The following is a 19150-nucleotide window of genomic DNA, read 5'->3' as shown; positions in this document are numbered from 1 at the left end:
AGGTGGTAGAAATACAATGTAATAGTTTAGCCAGGATTTTCCTAATAAATCCCCGTTCAATACATAAAGGTAGCTAATGTTAGTGGCTTGACAAATAAGCAGGATAAGGAATTCAGCGCGGATAAGCGGCGTGTCGGCAGACTCGCCAAAACTAAGGAAGAAAGTGATATCCGGCGGCATTCACCGCCGGGTGCGCATTAAATGGAAGTACGACGGTAGTCGCGGTATTCCGCTTTCCAGAAGTTATCGTCAATCGCCTGTTGCAGTGCTTCTGCAGAGGTTTTCACCGCTACACCTTGTTGCTGCGCCATTTTGCCTACGGCAAAAGCAATAGCGCGCGACACGACCTGGATGTCCTTAAGCGCTGGCAACACTAATCCTTCGCCGTTATTCACCAGCGGAGAATGTTTCGCCAGCGTCTCACTGGCTGACATCAACATTTCGTCGGTAATGCGCGACGCGCCGGAAGCGATTACCCCCAGGCCAATGCCGGGGAAAATATAGGCGTTATTACATTGTGCGATCGGATAAACCTTATCTTTCCAGATGACCGGCGAGAATGGACTGCCGGTTGCCACCAGCGCGTTGCCTTCCGTCCAGGCGATAATGTCCTGTGGCGTGGCCTCCACACGAGAGGTGGGATTAGAGAGCGGCATGACGATCGGGCGAGGGCAATGCTTATGCATCTCGCGGATGATCTCTTCAGTAAAGAGCCCGGTTTGGCCGGAAACCCCGATCAGGATATCCGGCTTCACGTTACGCACCACATCCAGTAGCGACAGTACGTCATTCTCGGTATCCCAGTACTGGAGATTGTCGCATTTCTGCACCAGTTTTGTCTGGAACGGCAATAAATTAGGCATTCGGTCCGTCAACAGGCCGAAGCGATCGACCATAAAAACTTTCTGCCGGGCGGCATCTTCGCTTAAACCTTCACGCTGAGTCTGCGCGATGATCTGTTCGGCAATTCCACATCCGGCGGAACCCGCGCCGAGAAACACGATTTTTTGCTCGCTAAGCTGACTGCCGGCAGCGCGGCTGGCGGCGATCAACGTGCCGACGGTCACGGCTGCGGTGCCCTGAATATCATCGTTAAAGGAGCAAATATCATCACGATAGCGCGCCAGTAGCGGCATTGCGTTTTTCTGCGCGAAATCCTCAAACTGAAGCAGGATATCTGGCCAGCGCTGTTTAACAGCCTGAATAAACTCATCGACAAACGCATAATACTCATCGTCGATAATGCGCGGATGACGCCAGCCCATATAAAGCGGATCGTTGAGTAACTGCTGATTGTTGGTGCCGACATCCAGCACAACGGGAAGGGTATAAGCCGGACTAATGCCGCCGCAGGCGGTGTATAATGACAGCTTACCGATAGGGATACCCATCCCGCCGATGCCCTGATCGCCAAGCCCCAGAATCCGCTCGCCATCTGTCACCACAATGACTTTAATATTGTGGTTAGGCACGTTCTGCAAAATATCATCCATATTGTAACGGTTCGGATAAGAGATAAATACGCCGCGCGCCCGACGATAAATCTCAGAGAAGCGCTCACAGGCCGCACCTACTGTTGGGGTATAGATAACCGGCATCATCTCTTCAAGATGGTTCTGCACCAGTCGATAAAAGAGCGTTTCGTTGGTATCCTGGATGTTACGCAGGTAAATATGCTTATCGATTTCCGTTTTAAACCCCTGATACTGGAGCCAGGCGCGCTCGGCCTGTTCTTCAATCGACTCGACGACCTCTGGTAGCAGTCCTAACAAATTGAAGTTGCGGCGCTCTTCTACGCTAAAAGCACTACCTTTGTTTAACAGGGGAAATTCCAGCAATACAGGGCCAGCGTAAGGGATATAAAGGGAACGCGCTTTCTTGGTTGTAGTTTCCATGTCACTCACTCTTTTTCGAATAACTGTCCCTGGCACCGTCGTTTATCATCATATATTGCCTTTCCACCAGGGAGTCGGCCCTGAGTATAAAGCATTGTGAGACGTTAAGGTCATTCCTATAAACAAAAACACCATTGCAGATGCAATGGTGTTTAACGTCATTTCAGGACTGTACGATTACTTTTGGCTATCGGCGCGGCGCTTTCTGCCGGTTGGATTATTCACCACGCTGCTGGTGTCGCCTTCAGTAACAACCTTACGCTGGTTGGATATTCTGTAATCCAGCCCAAGTATATGACGAGCCTGACGGTTCGATTTCATGTTAACTCCTCAATCCTGTTGCTAGTTTTAAGGACAAATTCGCTTACGCGAAAGAAACGTAACCCCTAAGGTTGCCGTTACAGCATAGCAGGTTTTACAGAGTCGGGTGCTGCCCGCTCACCACATAGTTGATGGTCTGCTGATAGATGTCACTGAGAATGTCATTGTCGGAAGCCTCAACCCATTTGGTCAGCTCCATTAAAATATCATCTTCGGTGACAACGCCTAACTCCGCGCGTAATCCTTGTTCAATTGCGTTGACCAGGGCCGGTTGTGCTGCTGAGGTATTTGCTGAGTGATAAGTAAACATATAATGCCTCCGTGAAGATGTATTTATTTAGTACGGCTCGCAGAAAATTAATTCGTATTCAGCATGGCAAATATTGTTGCGACTGTGGTTAAGATTAGTCCTGGAATTATTTTTACGCAAGGCAGTTCTGTTAATTATTTACCGCGACAGGAAATGTAATGCGCTTGTTAAAGTGATTTTTTAATTACATACCCTCATGCAAATAGCAGCTATTGTATATATATTTAAAATGCCACTTTTAATATTTTTACCTTTAATTACAAAGAGATGCGGCAGGTGTTAATGTGAATAAAAATATACAAAAAGAAATATTCTTCGAGGAAAACAAGTAAGGGTAAAAGAGGGAATATATTCTTTAAAGAAGAGTGAAGCTGTTGGTATAATATACATAAACAAAAAGCATAACGTCATTTTCTATATCTGAAATGCGGGTGCTTGACAACATCCATCAGCAGATCAACTCAGATTAGCAGGATGGTCTATACTTTCTTTTTTGAGCCAACAGGAGAGCAGAAATGACAATCCATAAGAAAGGTCAGGCACACTGGGAAGGCGACATTAAACGAGGTAAGGGGACAGTATCAACAGAAAGCGGCGCCCTTAACCAACAACCGTATGGCTTTAATACACGTTTTGAAGGCGCGCAGGGTACCAACCCGGAAGAGTTAATTGGTGCCGCGCACGCGGCCTGTTTCTCTATGGCGCTGTCGTTAATGCTGGGCGAGGCAGGGTTTACGCCGACATCGATTGACACTACCGCTAACGTATCGCTGGACAAAGTGGAGGCGGGTTTCGCCATCAGCAAAATTGCGCTACAAAGCAATGTCGCCGTACCGGATATTGATGACGCCACGTTTGAGCAAATTATCCAGAAAGCGAAAGCCGGATGCCCGGTTTCGCAGGTACTGAACGCCGAAATTACCCTCAACTACCAGCTTAACGCCTGATAACTCCATCAGCCCGGTAACGACTCTCGTTTATCGGGCTGTGGAATATCGCTTTTTCTCCCTCTCATTTTCTTCACGCTATCGGGCGTTAAGAGTACACAGAGCGGATGAAAATGTATCAGACGTCAGGAACCTCGAGAAGCGTCTTCTTACCGTGTCTTTGTTGGTATTCATTACAGGTGTTAATCATTTTCTTTGCAGCTCCTTTTAGTAAAGAAAGCATTAAATCATCATAATCAACGTAGAATCTGGTTGTTTCGGTTTCCGTTTTTATCTCCCCAATTGCTGCTATTTCGGTGGCTAATTTCAATTTTGCCGCATCGATATCTTTATTCGCTTGTTTCACTGTAGCCGATAAGGTAGTAAAGAAACTTTGCACTGCTTTTAGCCTGTTATTCAATTCTGGAATCAGTTTCCCTTCAATCACGCCAGCAGCAATAGAATAGGAAATAATTAATCCAAACGGACCGGCGACTATGCCGGCTGCAGCACCGGCATAAGCTTCCTTACGAATTTTATCCACCTGTGACTGGAAATAACTGCTTTTTTCCGAGAAATCATTGGTTAACTGGCTATCTAATGCCAGCAGTTTTCCGGAAGCGGTGTTGAAACTTTGTGAACTTACCAGGAGAGATTTTTGCGCTTCATTCAGTTTCTTGACGCCATCATCTAATATTCTAATGAGAATGTCTTTCTGGGCTGATGCTTTCTTCTCATTATATTCATCAAATAGTAAAATATACGCTGTGAGTAATTGCGTCGCGACACCACACCATTCATAAACAGTTTGTGTCGCTTCAAAATACTTATCCTGGCTGTCCATAAGCAAAACTTTAATATCACCGACTAAAACAGAAGCTGCCTGTGAATACTCATGTTTAAAACGGCTTAACTCTTTTATGGTTTCATCAAAGGTCTTCCAGGGGATGACCTGGTCGAGGTACTTGTTATAAAGATCTAATGCCCCATCTGCGGTTTCGATCGCGCTTTTAACTACCTCTACAGTTTGATTTGCAAATATTTCAGTCATAATCATTTGCCTCTTTAAATATATAAATTGTAATTAAGCTCCTGTTTTATAACTTATTCTTACCTATTACCTCCAGACAGCTTTTGTAGCTTAAGTTAACATTCCAGAAGCTGGAAATACTGGCAGCTTCCTACTTATCTACGCAGGGCGCGATTACTCTGCTGCATTTTCTCCAGAATACGACCAAAAGAAACTGTTTTGCTTCCTACTTTCACCATCCCATCTTCCGGCAAGTAGCTAAATTTGACGTACAGCATATTGTTGCTGGTTTTATCTTTTTGCTTCATAGCCAAAATGGCTTGCTGTAATGCTTTTAGGTCGGAGGGGATCCCCGCCGCATCGGTGATATCGGAACCGGGCACAAATTTCGATACCTGATCAACAGTTTGAGTCAATATATCCTGTAGCGGAAATAAGCCGGTAAAACGTTGTTTGGGCTTATATTTTGTCACTCCCATATAAATATCAGGTAGATCTTTAATGTGGTTTTCAATGCCGCGAGTTTTATTTTGCAACATAAATTCGCTAATCTCTACCGGAGAGCCGATCAATACCAGCGGTTTCACTCCTGCACCTTTTTCGGAAAAGAGATAGTTGTTATTGCTGCTTTTTACTGCTTTCTGCAACTCGCCACGATCCACGATTAAACTGTAATATTTACCCTCTTTCACAACAGGTTTGGGTTCACGCCACATATTGATATCGCTAGCTTGTGCCATACTGGATACCATCATGTAACCGAAAAACGCCAATGTTACGGATAGTTTCATTAACTTTACCTTTTTAATTAGCCAAAAAAATAGCACTCATAAAAAGTATAAAGACGTGGTTGCAACAAAACGTAAACGTCGCTCACTTCACCGATAATCATTTATTTATCTTAATTATGTAAATTTCCCTCCCAATAATACCTGAATTATTATCTTTTGGATTCAACTGCTTGCAGTTATAGTGCTAAATAAAAATAAATCTACTGGAAGTATACCGTTTGTGTACGAAAGGTGTTTTTTATGCTTACGGAAACCTGAAATTGTCCGACTATCTGTAAATGCTATGAAATTGTATTGTAGATCCGATTGCGCCCGATGCTGATGACTACCGGGGCAATAGTGTTTGGTTTAGCCCTGCTACTGTTCGCCAGCGGCGTAGACGCCGCAAGCCGTTTTGGCCTGGGGCTGGTGATTGCTTCCGGGATGCTGACAGGCACTCTGTTTACGATGTTTGTTCTGCCCACCGTTTATGTCTGGCTGGCGCGCGATTGCGCCGTTGCGACGGCATGTCAGAGCGAAGTTCCCTTTCATCAGCTCAACGCAGTGCATACCACGTCATTTGCTGTTGTCGTGGTATACTTTTTCGTCCTAAGATCTGCTCGCCATGTTGCTTTATTCATCAAACATCAAAATCAGTCAACGTAAATATCAATAATAGCCATATCACGCGTCGTAGTCTTTATTCCTGGGAGTGGAGGGGTATTATTTCTTCGTTCTACATTAACGGGTTAACGCGCAGATGTAGAGGTTATTTATATAATTACTGGAGTAACAACAATGAATAAATTCTCCCTTGCTACAGCAGGTATTATCGTGGCAGCGCTGGTAACCAGTGTTAGCGTGAATGCGGCAACAGATACCACTAAAACAAATGTTACGCCTAAAGGTATGAGCTGCCAGGAGTTTGTAGACCTCAATCCGCAAACTATGGCGCCAGTCGCTTTCTGGGTGCTGAATGAAGATGAAGATTTTAAAGGCGGGGACTACGTTGATTTCCAGGAAACCGAAACGACAGCGGTGCCATTAGCCGTTGAACTTTGTAAGAAAAACCCACAGAGTGAATTAAGCAAAATAAAAGACGAAATCAAAAAAGAGCTCGCAAAATAAGAGTAAACTGATATTAAAACCCGGCAAGTGTGTCGGGTTTTGACGTTTGTGACGCTGTCACAAATAACATCTTCCATTTCTTCTACCAATTGCGCGGTATTGCACTATTTTCATTAGAGCCCTTTCAATATGGAGATCTAATGAAAACCTTACCGCTGGCACTCTTTATCATTCCTTTTCTGACCGGATGCGGCGCCAATAATACGCCGCCTAAAACGCCTGTCCCGGGTGAAAAAACCTCTACCAAATTACGTACCCTGGAAACAGGCGCGGCGGCTATTCAATCCCGACCTCCTGTCGATGCCATCAGTACCTACCTTGACGGGTTCCATTTTTATAGCGGTGATAAAAACGGACAGATGGAGGCCCACCATTACGTTACCGTCCTGAATGAAGATGTAATGCAGGCGGTAATTTACGACGGCAATACTAAAAACGCGCGCCTGATGGGGGTGGAGTACATTATCAGCGAACGTTTATTTAAAACGCTTCCACCCGAGGAGAAAAAACTGTGGCACAGCCACCAGTACGAGGTGAAATCCGGCAGCCTGGTGGCGCCTGGCTTACCGCAGGTCGCTGATAAGGCGTTAATGAGTAAGATTGTTAATACCTACGGTAAAACCTGGCACACCTGGCATACTGACCGGGATAAAACCCTGCCGATGGGTATCCCTGCGCTGATGATGGGCTTTACTGGCGAAGGGCAGCTTGATCCGGCACTGTTGGCCGATCGCGATCGCCGTCTGGGGATTGATACCCAGGCCATTAAGCACGCGCGGCAGGATCTGCCAGCGCACCCCGTCATTAAGGGCGCTAACGCCTGGGAGCAGGGGGAAATTATCCAGCTACAACGTGTTCAGGGTTCTGGCGAACACGGGCGAGGCGATACCGCGCATTTCGGCAAATCTGAGCAATCCCGACAATAATTCCACGGTTTACTACAGGCGGATACGAAAAAGACCAACCTTTATGTGACAGTGTCACTTAAAGAGTAGCCACATAGTCTATGCTTGTTCTTCGGATGCTGTAGAGGTTATGGGTTAAACGGAGCGACAAATGAGTTCAAAAATTTTTTGCAAAAGCTGGGGGGCTGAATATATCGCCGCTGATGTTGTCCGCTTTCGTCTTTGGGCCACCGGCCAGCAAAAGGTTATGCTCCGGCTTGCCGGTAAAGATCATGAGATGCTGGCGAGCGGTGACGGCTGGTTTACGCTGGAGGTATCCGGGGTATCGCCAGGTACGGAGTATAACTTTGTACTCAGCGATGGCATGATTGTCCCCGATCCGGCTTCCCGCGCCCAAAAAACTGACGTCAACGGTCCGTCATATGTAGTTGACCCAGGAAGCTACACGTGGCGCAACACCGGTTGGAAAGGCTGTCGTTGGGAGCAGGCCGTGGTGTACGAAATGCATACAGGCACGTTCACTCCGGAAGGCACCTTCCGCGCCGCAATAGCAAAGCTGCCTTATCTCGCTGAACTCGGCGTCACCGTTATTGAAGTGATGCCCGTTGCGCAATTTGGCGGCGAGCGCGGCTGGGGATATGACGGCGTGCTGCTTTACGCGCCGCATTCTGCCTATGGGACGCCGGATGATTTCAAAGCGTTTATTGACGCCGCGCATGGGTATGGTCTTTCTGTCATCCTGGATATTGTGCTGAACCATTTCGGCCCGGAGGGAAATTATTTACCGCTATTGGCGCCGACATTTTTCCACAAAGAGCGCATGACGCCGTGGGGAAATGGTATCGCCTATGATGTCGACGCCGTGCGGCGCTATATCATCGAGGCACCGCTATACTGGCTGACAGAATACCATCTCGACGGCTTGCGCTTTGACGCTATCGATCAGATCGAAGACAGTAGCGCAAAGCATGTGTTGGTTGAAATCGCACAACGTATTCGGGAAGACATTACCGACAGGCCCATTCATCTTACTACCGAAGATAGCCGCAATATTATCTCCCTGCATCCCCGTGAGCAGGGTGGTAATGCGCCGTTGTTTACCGCCGAATGGAATGACGATGTTCATAATGCCGTCCACGTTTTTGCGACCGGAGAGACCCATGCCTACTACAACGATTTTGCTGATGCCCCGGAAAAACACTTCGCAAGAGCGCTGGCCGAAGGATTCGCTTATCAGGGAGAAATTTCACCACAAACCGGCGAACCTCGCGGCGTAAAAAGTACCGGACAACCCCCAGTCGCCTTTGTGGATTTTATTCAGAATCATGATCAGATTGGTAACCGCGCCCAGGGCGACAGACTGATAACCCTGGCAGGCGCTGAACGAACAAAAGTATTGCTCGCCACGTTGCTGCTTTCACCGCATATTCCGCTACTTTTCATGGGCGAAGAGTATGGCGAGAGCCGTCCTTTTCTTTTTTTTACCGATTTCCATGGGGATTTAGCCCGCGCCGTTCGCGAAGGTCGCGCAAAAGAGTTTGCCGATCATGCGGGTGAGAATGTTCCGGACCCGAATGCACCAGAGACCTTTCAACGCTCAAAACTTAACTGGAAGCAACAGCACAGTGAAGAGGGTAAAGCGTGGCTGGCGTTTACCCGCGAACTACTGCTTTTGCGCCAGAAGCATATCGTGCCGCTTTTGTTCGCTGCCCGTGAGAGTTCAGGAACCGTATTGCAAACCGCGCCCGGGTTTATTGCCGTCAGTTGGCATTTTCCGGGAGGAACGCTGTCGCTGGCGCTGAACATTAGCGCCACGACGGTATTGCTGCCCGATTTACCGGGTAAGACCCTCTTCGCCTGGCCTAATGAATCCACCGGGTCGCTTTCCCAACATTCTCTTATTGTCCGCTTAGCCCAGGGAGAGTCTGCATCATGATCCCAACTGCAACGTATCGCCTTCAGTTTCGCAATGGCATGACCTTCGATCGAGCTGCGGCGCTGGTGCCTTACCTTAAAAATCTGGGTATCAGCCATCTTTATGCCTCACCCATCTTTACCGCCACCAAAGCGTCAACGCATGGTTATGATGTTACCAATACGAATGAGATTGAGCCTTCTATTGGCGGGCGCGAAGGATTTGAACGACTGGTGGCCGAGCTTAAAGCGCAAGGTCTGGGATTGATCATTGATATTGTGCCTAATCACATGGCCAGCTCGCTGGAAAACGCCTGGTGGCGCGACGTGCTTGAATATGGCAAGGAGAGTCGTTACGCGCGCCATTTCGATATTGACTGGTCGCGCCGACTGACGCTGCCTTTTTTAGGTGACACGTTTGACGCCGTACTGGAAAACGAAGAAATTACGATTAAGCCCGACCCCGCTACGGGTAAACCCGCGTTCGCCTATTATGAAAATTATTACCCGCTTGCTCCGGCGACGTGGCAGGGGCGTGAGGCTGAAATACTGGCACTTACCGATAAGGCCGCCATTGCTGATTTGCATGAGCGCCAGCCGTGGAAATTAATGTCCTGGCGCGATGCCGCTCACTCGCTCTCGTATCGGCGTTTCTTTGAGGTAACAGGGCTGGTGGGAATGCGGGTGGAAGATAAAACCGTCTTCGACGATACACATCGGCTGATTCTGGAGCTGGTCAGAACGGGAGCGGTCGACGGTTTACGTATCGACCATATCGACGGCCTTGCCGATCCGAAAGCCTATCTTGCGCGTTTACGTCAGGCAGTGGGGCCGACGTGCTATATCACCGTGGAAAAAATTCTCGCTAAAGGCGAGCAACTTCCCGATGACTGGCCGGTTTCCGGCACCACAGGCTATGAATTTATCGCCTCGCTGGCGGAGGTGCTGGTTGACGATGAGCAGATCAACAATCTGCGCCAGGCTTACGAGACCGTAAAAGGCACGCCAGTGGATATGCGGGCGGAATTACGGGCGGCTAAACTGCTGATGGTCGATCGCAATTTCGAGGGGGAATTTACCCGGCTGCTCGTGCTTGCGCTGTCGATTGCCAGAGAGCTACAGATTGCACAGGAAGAGAGCGTCGTTCGGCAGGCATTACGCGAGTTATTAATTGCCTTTCCCGTATATCGCACTTACGGCACGGCAGAAGGACTACCGCCGACCGATATTTGCCTGTTACACCGTATTGTGGAGCGGGTAAAGACGCTTGAAAACCCTCCGCAGCCAGATGCGCTTACACTTCTGAGCCGTCTTCTTACCGGCGATGTTCCCACCTCCAGCCAGGAGGAGGCGACACAGTTTCGCGTTCGGTTCCAACAACTCACCGGTCCGCTGATGGCGAAATCGGTAGAGGATACGCTTTTCTTTCGTCAAAACATGGGGCTGGCGTTAAATGAAGTCGGTGCCGAGCCCGTCGCGCATCACTTTTCCATCGAACGTTTTCACCATGAGATGAAAACCCGACAGGCGCGACAGCCTGATGCGTTATCCGGTACCTCGACCCACGATACCAAGCGCGGCGAAGATGCGCGAGCACGCCTGTATACGCTTACCGAAGCGCCGGAGCAGTGGAGCGAATGCCTTGCCCGCTGGCGGCAGATGAACCAGACCCATGTCAAATTTTTGAATGATGGCACTGCGCCAAAATCGGCGGATACGTGGATGTTATATCAGGCGCTGACCGGCGTCTGGCCCCCGATGCTAAATCCCCAGGACGAAACAGGTTTAAACGCGCTGAGAACACGCTTTGAAGCCTTTGTGGAGAAAGCGTTACGTGAAGCGAAGCTGCGTACCGATTGGGTGGACAGTAATGAGGCTTACGAAACGGCAATGCTTGATTACGCCCGTTATTTACTGGCGCCGGATAATCAGACATTTTTGCAGGACTTTTATCGTTCCTTGCAACCCTTCATCCGCGCAGGACTGGTTAACAGCCTGACGCAGACCGTTATCAAATTAACCGCGCCGGGAGTACCTGATATCTATCAGGGGAGCGAGGCGTTGAATTTTAGCCTTGTCGATCCCGACAACCGCCGCGAACCGGATTTCGCCACGCTGGCGCAGCAGTTAGACCAACTAGCGCCGAGTGTTTTCTCGCGTGAAGAAAGCTGGCTGAACGGACAGGTGAATCAGTATGCCACCGCCGCATTACTGCGTCTGCGTCAGCAGAATCATGATCTATTCCGTTTTGGCGAATATGTGCCGTTGCGGGCTGTTGGTCAGCGCGCCGACAAGGTCATCGCTTACGCCAGAGTCAATCATAATGACGCGCTGATTGTCGTTGCGCCCCGGCTGGTGTTCGCCGAATGTGACGGCTTATTGTCGCAATCACACGTCGGTTTTTGGGCAGGAACCGACATTATTATACCCGGACAACTTAATCAGCGTCGTTATCGCAATGCGCTTACCCAAGAGAGGTTAACGCTTGATGAACACCTGTCGTTGGCCTCACACCAGGGCGGCGTACTGGTTTTAATGAGCGACTGAGTTTATGTGTTGATGTGCCGTTACAGGACAACTTTTACCGTGGGTGGAGAAAGAGAATGACAACAAACAGGACTTTTGAAATCAGATCAGGGTACAGCCATACGCTTGGCGCGAATTATGACGGCGAAGGCGTGAATTTCGCTATTTTTTCCGCCCATGCGGAACGCGTCGAGCTTTGTCTTTACGATCCGAGCGGGGAACATGAAATCGCTCGTCTGGAGTTACCGGAATATACCGACGAAATATGGCACGGCTATGTCCCGAATTTGCAGCCCGGCACGCTGTATGGGTACCGCGTTTACGGTCCTTATGACCCGGAAAATGGTCATCGTTTTAACCCCAATAAGCTGCTTATTGACCCTTATGCCCGTGAGCTGATGGGCGATATTCACTGGAACGATGCGCATTTCGCGTATCAATTACTCCATGACGATAAAGATTTGACCTTTGATGACCAGGATAGCGCGCCATTTACGCCTAAATGCCGGGTGATTGATCCGGCTGAGGCTAACTGGGAGGACAGCCAACGGCCTTCCATACCGTGGTCGAACGCCATTATTTATGAAACGCATGTAAAAGGCTTTACCCAGCTTAATTCCGCGATCCCTGAGCCTCTACGCGGTACGTTTGAGGGTATGGGGCATAAAGCCAGCGTGGATTACATTAAAAGCTTGGGTATTACCTCCGTCGAGCTTTTACCCGTTCACTGGTTCCCGGACGATCAGCATCTGCTCGATAAAGGTTTGAAAAATTTCTGGGGATACAACTCGCTTGGCTTTTTTGCGCCGGCGACGCGCTACTATGGTCCAAAAGGTATTCAGGGATTCCGCGATATGGTGCGCGCTTTCCATGATGCCGGTGTCGAAGTGATACTGGACGTGGTCTATAACCATACGGCAGAAGGGAATGAGCTTGGCCCCACGCTGTCATTTAAAGGTATCGATAACTTTTCTTACTATCGCACTATGCCCGATCAGCATCGCTATTACATTAACGATACAGGGACAGGTAATACCGTCAATACCTCTCATCCGCGGGTACTGCAAATGGTGATGGATTCCCTTCGCTATTGGACGGAGTCAATGCATGTCGACGGTTTTCGTTTTGATTTGGGCACCATTCTTGGACGTGAGCCGGAAGGCTTTGATCAGCGAGGCGGCTTTTTTGATGCGGTAACGCAAGACCCGGTGCTGGCAAAACTGAAACTGATTGGCGAACCCTGGGATATCGGACCGGGCGGCTATCAGGTTGGCGGTTTTCCACCGGGGTGGGGCGAATGGAATGATAAATACCGGGATACGGTACGCGAATACTGGAAAGGTGACAACGTCACAAATGATTTTGCCGCACGCCTGCTGGGTTCCGGCGATCTCTACGATTTGCGCGGCCGTCGCCCCTGGTCAAGCGTAAACTTTATCACCGCCCATGATGGCTTCACTCTGAACGATCTGGTGTCTTATAACGACAAACATAATGAAGCCAATGGCGAAGATAATAATGACGGGCATAATGATAACCGCTCCTGTAACTATGGCGCAGAAGGGCCAACCGACGATGAAGGCATCAATGCGATACGCGAGCGACAGAAACGCAATTTCCTGACCACCTTGCTTTTCTCGCACGGCACGCCGATGTTATTAGCGGGCGATGAGTTTGGTCGCAGTCAGATGGGCAATAACAATGGCTACTGTCAGGATAGTGAAATATCGTGGGTCCACTGGGATAATTTGCCGGAAACCGCCAATGCGCTACGGGAGTTTACCCGTCATCTGATTCAACTGCGCGCCACGCAGCCGTTGCTGCGTCGGGAGAGCTGGCGTGACGGTCTGGAGATCCGCTGGTTTAACGCCGGGGGAGGACCGCAGCAATCCGAACAATGGGATGAGGGATCGACGATAGGCGTATGCATTAGTCGTCCCGATCTCCAGCCGGAAGCAGGGATCTGGCATGACGCCTTACTGCTTTTCAATCCGTTTGAAGGCAGCGTACCGTTCCGTATTCCGATGTGGGGAGAGGGCGGCTGGGTGCTTGAGCTGACGACTGACGATGACGCGCAGCAGGGAATGCGGATTACCGAAGAGATAGATTTCGATCTGGCCGGGCGCAGCATCGTGTTATTCAGACGCCCCTGATACTGAAACTGCGCTCCAGACCCAACCGGCCTTTATGGCCGGTTTTTTTACTGCCACTCAGGCGATATCATGTCGCAGAAATAACACCGTTCTCCGTTTACCGTCCAAAATTTCATCCGCCTGTTGGTGCTCCTTTGATTGACTTCACCGAGATTCGCTTCAGGCCGTCTATTGCCATTTCAAGGTAGGTACGGGGACATCCCAGATTTAAACGGATAAATCCGCTGCCCGCCGGGCCAAAGCCGCTGCCCATTGAAGGGGCGATACCCGCGACATCCGCCATCACCCATTTTAGCTGTTCGTCATCCAGTCCCAGTTTTTTACAATCCATCCATAATAAATAGGTTCCCTGCGCCGGGACAATTCTTGCCCAGGGAAGATGCTCTGCCGCCTGTTCAACAAACCAGCGGCGATTTTCCGCCAGGTAATCCAGTAGCGAATCCAGCCATTGTCTGCTTTCATTCCATGCAGTAGTCGCCGCCTGAACGGAGAGGGCATTAAAGACGTCCAGCCCATGAGCGTCCAGACGAGATAAGAATCGCTGGCGAAGCGTAGGATCGGGAATGAGAAAGTTAGAAATTCGCAGCGACGATAAGCCAAACGTTTTGCTGGCCGCAGTGGCGGAGATGACCCGTTTATGCCAACGCTCCCCTAAATGCAGTACCGAGGTAAAGGTTTCTCCGGGCAACAATAGATCGGCCCATATCTCATCCGAGATGAGGGTGACATCATAAGTCTCACATAATAAAAGCAGTTGCTCCAGTTCGTTGGCCGACCAGCAACGCCCGGTTGGATTATGTGGATTACACAAAATCATCAGCGGAGGGCGTTCATGGCGAAACAGCCTTTCCAGTTGGCAAAAATCCATCTGGTAGCCTTCGTCCGGCGACTCGCTAAGGGGATTCTCCAGCAGTTTTCTACCATTAAACGTGATTATTTTGGCGAAGGAGCCATAGTATGGCCCCTGTACCACTACGCCGTCACCTGGATGCGTCAACATTTGCACTAAGAGTGCCAACCCTGGTACGACGCCTTCCACGCTGCATACCCATTCCTGTTTTAGCGTGAGCTGGTGGCGTGACAAAAACCAGTGAAGCAGGGCGTTAAAGTATGCCTCATCACGTTCGCTATAGCCAAATACGCCGTGCTCGATTCGCTGATGCAATGCCGTCTGAACCTCAGGCGGGCAGGCAAAATCGAAATCAGAAACCCACATCGGTAGCAGTTTGCCGGCGCCGTCGCCAAAGTGACGCTCAATAAAATCCCACTTTACCGAACCAGTATTGTTGCGATTGATAATCTGGTTAAAATCCATCTTGTTTCCTTATTATTCCGTCACTGACGATTGCGGCGACTTTTCTGAGGCGGGGGCGGTTCTGGCGATACCAATTCCGCTAAAACCATAAATTAATGCGAAGAAGATCGCTGCATAGCACTGGATAGCCCAGGGCAGAAGATCCAGCGTGCTAACGCCCAATGTAGTCGCCATGTAGACGCCAGCCGAGGTCCACGGCAGGAGAGGTTCGATAACGGTACCGGCATCTTCTATCGTACGTGAAAGGTTTTTAGTATCCAGCCCCATGCGACGATAGGCATCTTTAAACAATTCGGCGGGAACTAACAATGCCAATTTACCGTCGCTGGTCGCCCCGGTGACCAAAATTGTGGTGCCGATAGTGGCGGCAATTAGCTGACCAACGCTATGAATAATGGTCAACAGCCGGTTAATGATGATCGTTAACGCGCCGGTTAACGTTAGCGCTCCGGCAAACGAAAAAGCGCAGAAAACCAACAGTATCGTTCCCATCATCGAGAACATTCCCCCCCGGTTTAACAGGCGTGGAAGATCGGCCACGACACCTTCAGCGCCTTGTGGGAACATGGCGATATCAAATCCATCAATGAAGGCGTCCAGCCCCTGTTTGATGCTTAGTCCCTGCATGATGACGCCGAGGAACAAGGCAAGTACGCAGGCGCTTAACATTAATGGGATGACAGGCTTCTTGCGGATTGCGCCCCACAGTACGATCACCGGTGGCAAAATAAGAACAATATTAAAATGATATAGCGACTCCAGCGAGTGGATGATGTCCGTGACCCGCTGCGGCGTAGCCACTTCGCCCAGCATATTACTGTGTCCGGCGATAAGATAAACCACGGCGGCTAGCAGGAAACTTGGCAGGGTCGTCCAAAGTAAATGCTGAATATGTTCAAACAGGGTGGTGTCTGCGACAATGGCGGCAAAGTTAGTCGAGTCGGACAACGGTGAGATTTTGTCGCCGAAATAAGCGCCAGAAACGACGGCGCCGGCCGCCGCCGCAAGCGACACGTCCAGCCCGGCGGCAACCCCCATTAACGCAACGCCAACCGTCCCGGCGGACCCCCACGATGTACCGGTACAAACGGAGACCACGCTGGTTAAAAAGAAGGCCGCAATCAAAATATATTCCGGGCTTATCAGTTTTAGCCCCCAGTACACCATGTAGGGAATGGTGCCGCTAAACATCCAGGTGCCAATCAAACCGCCCACGCAGATCAGGATCATGATAACCGGCATTGCTTTAGCCAGTTTATCCACCACTGAGTTGATGATGTCTTCCCAGCAGTATCCTTGCCACCACGCAATGCCTGCCGCTACTGCCGCAGAGCACAGAAGGAGCGGTTCGATACGTAGCCCCATGATGCCGTAACCGATTATCAACAATAACAACATGGAAATGACAGGGATTAGCGCTAAACCCAATGACAGCGTTTTCTTCTTGTTTTGTGATGCACTCATAATGGAGCTCCGGTCAGTAAGGTAGCTCAAGGGTAGGGGAATACGCTTCTCACTACTGTGATCCATTACTTTCGTCCATGTAACCGATTACATGAGAAGGGTTAATTTGATAGTCATCACAGTTTTTACCGTTGACGACGCATTCAACGTGAAAAATAGGGCGCGACAGAATCTCGGATCACCAGTTCAGCATTGAAACGGTTACTGCTGGGCGGCGGCGTAATGCCCTGGTATAACTGTATCGCCAGTTGCGCGGCACAACGCGCCATTTGTTCGACCGGATAATGCATTGTTGTTAACGCCGGATAAAGATACCGGGCCAGCACCACATCATCAAAGCCGACAATAGAGAGCTGTTGCGGAAGGTGAACGCCGCGTTGATGAAGAATACGCATAATGCCAGCGGCCATAACATCGTTAAACGTGACCGCCGCCGTAAGGGGAAGCCCGCTATTAATAAGCTGATGTGCGGCCCGCTCGCCGCCTTCTTCGTTAAACGGAACGCTAATCACCCAGCAGGGATCTGGCGAAATACCATATTCTTCCAGCGCCTGACGATAACCATCAAGACGTTCCTGACGATCGATAATGGGCAAGTCAGATGTCACACAGGCAATGCGCCGATGCCCGTTCGCTAAAAGATACCGGGTCGCTTCCCTGGCGGCGCTGCGATTTTCCAGCCAGATACAGCGGTTGGCCATACCAGCGATATAACGATTAACAACAACCAGCGCCGGAAAGTGGGCTGCGTAGCGCAGCAGCTCTTTATCCGCTAATCGACTGGCGTGTACTACGATAGCCTCACAGCCTTGATTAACCAGGAAATCCAGTCCCGCTTTTTCCATGTCTTCATCGTGGCCGCCGCTACATACCATCAGGCGATACTGCTGTTTACGAGAAACATCTTCTACGCCGCGAGCAAGGCGGGCAAAAAAAGGATCGGCCAGATTGCCGGTTAACAATCCGAGCATATCGCCGCTGCGTTTCGCCAGTGCGATAGCGGCGGCGTTTCGGCGATAATTGAGATCGCGCATGGCTTTCTCTACACGTTCGCGCGTGACGGGTTCAACCCACGCAGTCTGGTTAATGACGCGTGATACAGTCGCGGTTGATACACCGGCCAGGGATGCAACATCCTTTATTGTCGCCATGTTAAGCTCATATTTGTACGTTTAAAGGGTATCAAAGCCAATGATTATCACGTTACGTAGAAATCAGTGCAATAACTGCGGCGCAGTCTGAATTTATAAACATTGTTAAAATCATCCTGAATCCCGGTAACTGCAAACCGCGCCCCTTATCGTGGCGACAAGTATTTAAAAACCTGCGTGCGCAGGCGTGGTGGTCTTATCGCGACCGTGGACGAAGGTATAAAGCCGAAAGACGGGATGATTGCCTTCAGTAACAGAATAGAAACCCGCTATGAAATGGATCAAGGTTAGGGCTATGATTTCGGGTAGAGTTTTTAGGGCGATGGAGACCGCCTTCGCAAAACTATCTTTAATTTAACTATTCTGGGTTTTGGGGATGTACATAATCAAAAACATCATTATAAAACATATAATCATCTGTATTTAAAGTAATAGGAGAGTTAGATTTTATGAAAATTAAATATATTTTGTTTATTTTGTTTACTTCATATTCTGCGGCAAGTGTTGCCGCATTTTCTGAGGAAGAAAATAGCCAACTAGCGAGTATTAATCAGAAAAGTTCAGGGGAAGTAAAAACGGCATTAGACAATTTGAACAAATCGGTTGATACACAAATCAGTAACAATCCAGACCGTAAGCCTTTGATTTTGGAACTTAAAAAATCATGGGGAGATATGATTGATAAAAAATGTCAACTGGAAACCTTTGATTCCAAAGGAACTGATGCAGAAACAACCGAAGTGAGCAATTGTCTAGTAAGATACTACCAAGAGGAAATGAAGTATTTCGACGCGATGCTCCCGTAACAACCGCTCCAGACACGCATCTTTTTTTGGTAGCACGCGTTATGTTGAATAGGCCGCTGCGAGAATTGAGCACCACAGCGACCTATTTACACATAGCCTCATTGTGAGAACTAAATCTCGTAGTTACACCAGATTCGAGACAAGTCAGAATGTTTTCCTGTGTCCCCAGATGCTTCTTGCTCAGCTCATTCATTCCATAAATTGTGACGAACATGACGGGCAGGGTAGTCACGTCATCAACCATGAGATGAGTTCTCTGGTTGTTCCTAGATAAATGTAAGATGGAATATGTCATGAACTTAACGATATCCCCATAATTGTTGCGTTATGAAGTTATCGTAAAGCCACAACTGAACTTTAGCAAACGACTGATTCGCCGGTAAGTTCCTGAAAGAGAGGTTCTCATGAACTTAACTACAAACCCAGCATATTTAACATAATATACATTATGCGCACCACGGCTTACAGCCTCAGAAAACGCCACTCCGGGCAACTCAATGCCCGCCAGTTCCGGCACCGCATTATGATACCCGGAC

The 19150-nt window shown here is 49.1% G+C and carries 15 protein-coding genes and 1 pseudogene; 8 read left to right on the top strand and 8 right to left on the bottom strand.

From position 1 onward, the window contains the following. Window positions 1-197: 197 nt before the first annotated feature. The 3 genes from F4V72_RS05710 to bdm all read right to left on the bottom strand — a co-directional run bounded on the left by F4V72_RS05710 (window position 198) and on the right by bdm (window position 2526). Window positions 198-1895, bottom strand: a complete 1698-nt coding sequence (locus F4V72_RS05710) for an NAD-dependent malic enzyme (RefSeq protein WP_136058279.1) — start codon at window positions 1893-1895, stop codon at window positions 198-200. A 177-nt stretch (window positions 1896-2072) separates the two neighbouring features. Further along, a complete protein-coding gene (gene sra, locus F4V72_RS05705; RefSeq protein WP_000841559.1) occupies window positions 2073-2216 on the bottom strand; it encodes a stationary-phase-induced ribosome-associated protein in 144 nt (47 codons plus the stop codon). 94 nt (window positions 2217-2310) lie between these two features. Further along, window positions 2311-2526 carry a biofilm-dependent modulation protein gene (bdm, locus tag F4V72_RS05700; RefSeq protein ID WP_000495700.1) on the bottom strand — a complete coding sequence of 72 codons (216 nt, stop codon included), beginning with the start codon at window positions 2524-2526 and terminating at the stop codon, window positions 2311-2313. Window positions 2527-3041: 515 nt separating this feature from the next. Here bdm and F4V72_RS05695 point away from each other — a divergent pair. Next, window positions 3042-3473 (top strand): OsmC family protein, encoded by a 432-nt coding sequence (locus F4V72_RS05695; protein ID WP_023249386.1) that lies wholly within the window; start codon window positions 3042-3044, stop codon window positions 3471-3473. 118 nt (window positions 3474-3591) lie between these two features. Here F4V72_RS05695 and hlyE read toward each other — a convergent pair whose 3' ends face one another. Together hlyE and F4V72_RS05685 are read right to left on the bottom strand one after the other, a co-directional pair. Beyond that, a complete protein-coding gene (gene hlyE, locus F4V72_RS05690) occupies window positions 3592-4503 on the bottom strand; it encodes a hemolysin HlyE (RefSeq protein WP_023249385.1) in 912 nt (303 codons plus the stop codon). A 134-nt stretch (window positions 4504-4637) separates the two neighbouring features. Beyond that, window positions 4638-5273 (bottom strand): hypothetical protein, encoded by a 636-nt coding sequence (locus F4V72_RS05685; RefSeq protein WP_024149762.1) that lies wholly within the window; start codon window positions 5271-5273, stop codon window positions 4638-4640. Between the two features lie 300 nt (window positions 5274-5573). Between F4V72_RS05685 and F4V72_RS24340 the strand changes: the two are divergent. The 6 genes and pseudogenes from F4V72_RS24340 to glgX form a co-directional block, all read left to right on the top strand. After that, window positions 5574-5762: pseudogene (locus tag F4V72_RS24340) on the top strand (efflux RND transporter permease subunit); the annotation flags it as partial. Window positions 5763-6050: 288 nt separating this feature from the next. Next, window positions 6051-6380, top strand: a complete 330-nt coding sequence (gene hdeB, locus F4V72_RS05675) for an acid-activated periplasmic chaperone HdeB (RefSeq protein ID WP_023249382.1) — start codon at window positions 6051-6053, stop codon at window positions 6378-6380. Window positions 6381-6520: 140 nt separating this feature from the next. After that, on the top strand, window positions 6521-7306 hold the full coding sequence (locus tag F4V72_RS05670) for an OBAP family protein (protein WP_064055841.1): 786 nt from the start codon (window positions 6521-6523) through the stop codon (window positions 7304-7306). A 130-nt stretch (window positions 7307-7436) separates the two neighbouring features. After that, window positions 7437-9221 (top strand): malto-oligosyltrehalose trehalohydrolase, encoded by a 1785-nt coding sequence (gene treZ / locus F4V72_RS05665; protein WP_136058278.1) that lies wholly within the window; start codon window positions 7437-7439, stop codon window positions 9219-9221. Beyond that, window positions 9218-11746 (top strand): malto-oligosyltrehalose synthase, encoded by a 2529-nt coding sequence (treY, locus tag F4V72_RS05660; RefSeq protein ID WP_023249379.1) that lies wholly within the window; start codon window positions 9218-9220, stop codon window positions 11744-11746. Before treZ ends, treY begins: the two co-directional genes overlap by 4 nt. A gap of 56 nt (window positions 11747-11802) precedes the next feature. Then, a complete protein-coding gene (gene glgX, locus F4V72_RS05655) occupies window positions 11803-13878 on the top strand; it encodes a glycogen debranching protein GlgX (protein WP_070804401.1) in 2076 nt (691 codons plus the stop codon). A gap of 112 nt (window positions 13879-13990) precedes the next feature. On the opposite strand, the gene F4V72_RS05650 is transcribed toward glgX, so the two are convergent. From F4V72_RS05650 to F4V72_RS05640, 3 genes are all read right to left on the bottom strand, one after another. After that, window positions 13991-15193: a MalY/PatB family protein gene (locus F4V72_RS05650; protein ID WP_053509688.1), complete on the bottom strand. Its 1203-nt coding sequence runs from the start codon at window positions 15191-15193 to the stop codon at window positions 13991-13993. A 12-nt stretch (window positions 15194-15205) separates the two neighbouring features. Beyond that, window positions 15206-16657 carry a Na+/H+ antiporter NhaC gene (gene nhaC, locus F4V72_RS05645; RefSeq protein ID WP_150342432.1) on the bottom strand — a complete coding sequence of 484 codons (1452 nt, stop codon included), beginning with the start codon at window positions 16655-16657 and terminating at the stop codon, window positions 15206-15208. A 143-nt stretch (window positions 16658-16800) separates the two neighbouring features. Next, a complete protein-coding gene (locus F4V72_RS05640) occupies window positions 16801-17808 on the bottom strand; it encodes a LacI family DNA-binding transcriptional regulator (RefSeq protein WP_053509686.1) in 1008 nt (335 codons plus the stop codon). A 449-nt stretch (window positions 17809-18257) separates the two neighbouring features. Here F4V72_RS05640 and F4V72_RS05635 point away from each other — a divergent pair, with 449 nt between their 5' ends. After that, the gene (locus F4V72_RS05635; protein WP_023248440.1) at window positions 18258-18614 is read left to right on the top strand and encodes a hypothetical protein; all 357 of its coding nucleotides are present in this window, start codon (window positions 18258-18260) and stop codon (window positions 18612-18614) included. Window positions 18615-19150 lie beyond the last annotated feature (536 nt).

Origin of the sequence: Salmonella enterica subsp. diarizonae, assembly GCF_008692785.1 — a bacterium.
In the GTDB taxonomy this organism is placed as follows: domain Bacteria; phylum Pseudomonadota; class Gammaproteobacteria; order Enterobacterales; family Enterobacteriaceae; genus Salmonella; species Salmonella diarizonae.
Note: the sequence above shows the minus strand (reverse complement) of the source record. Positions and strands in the feature narration are given on the sequence as shown.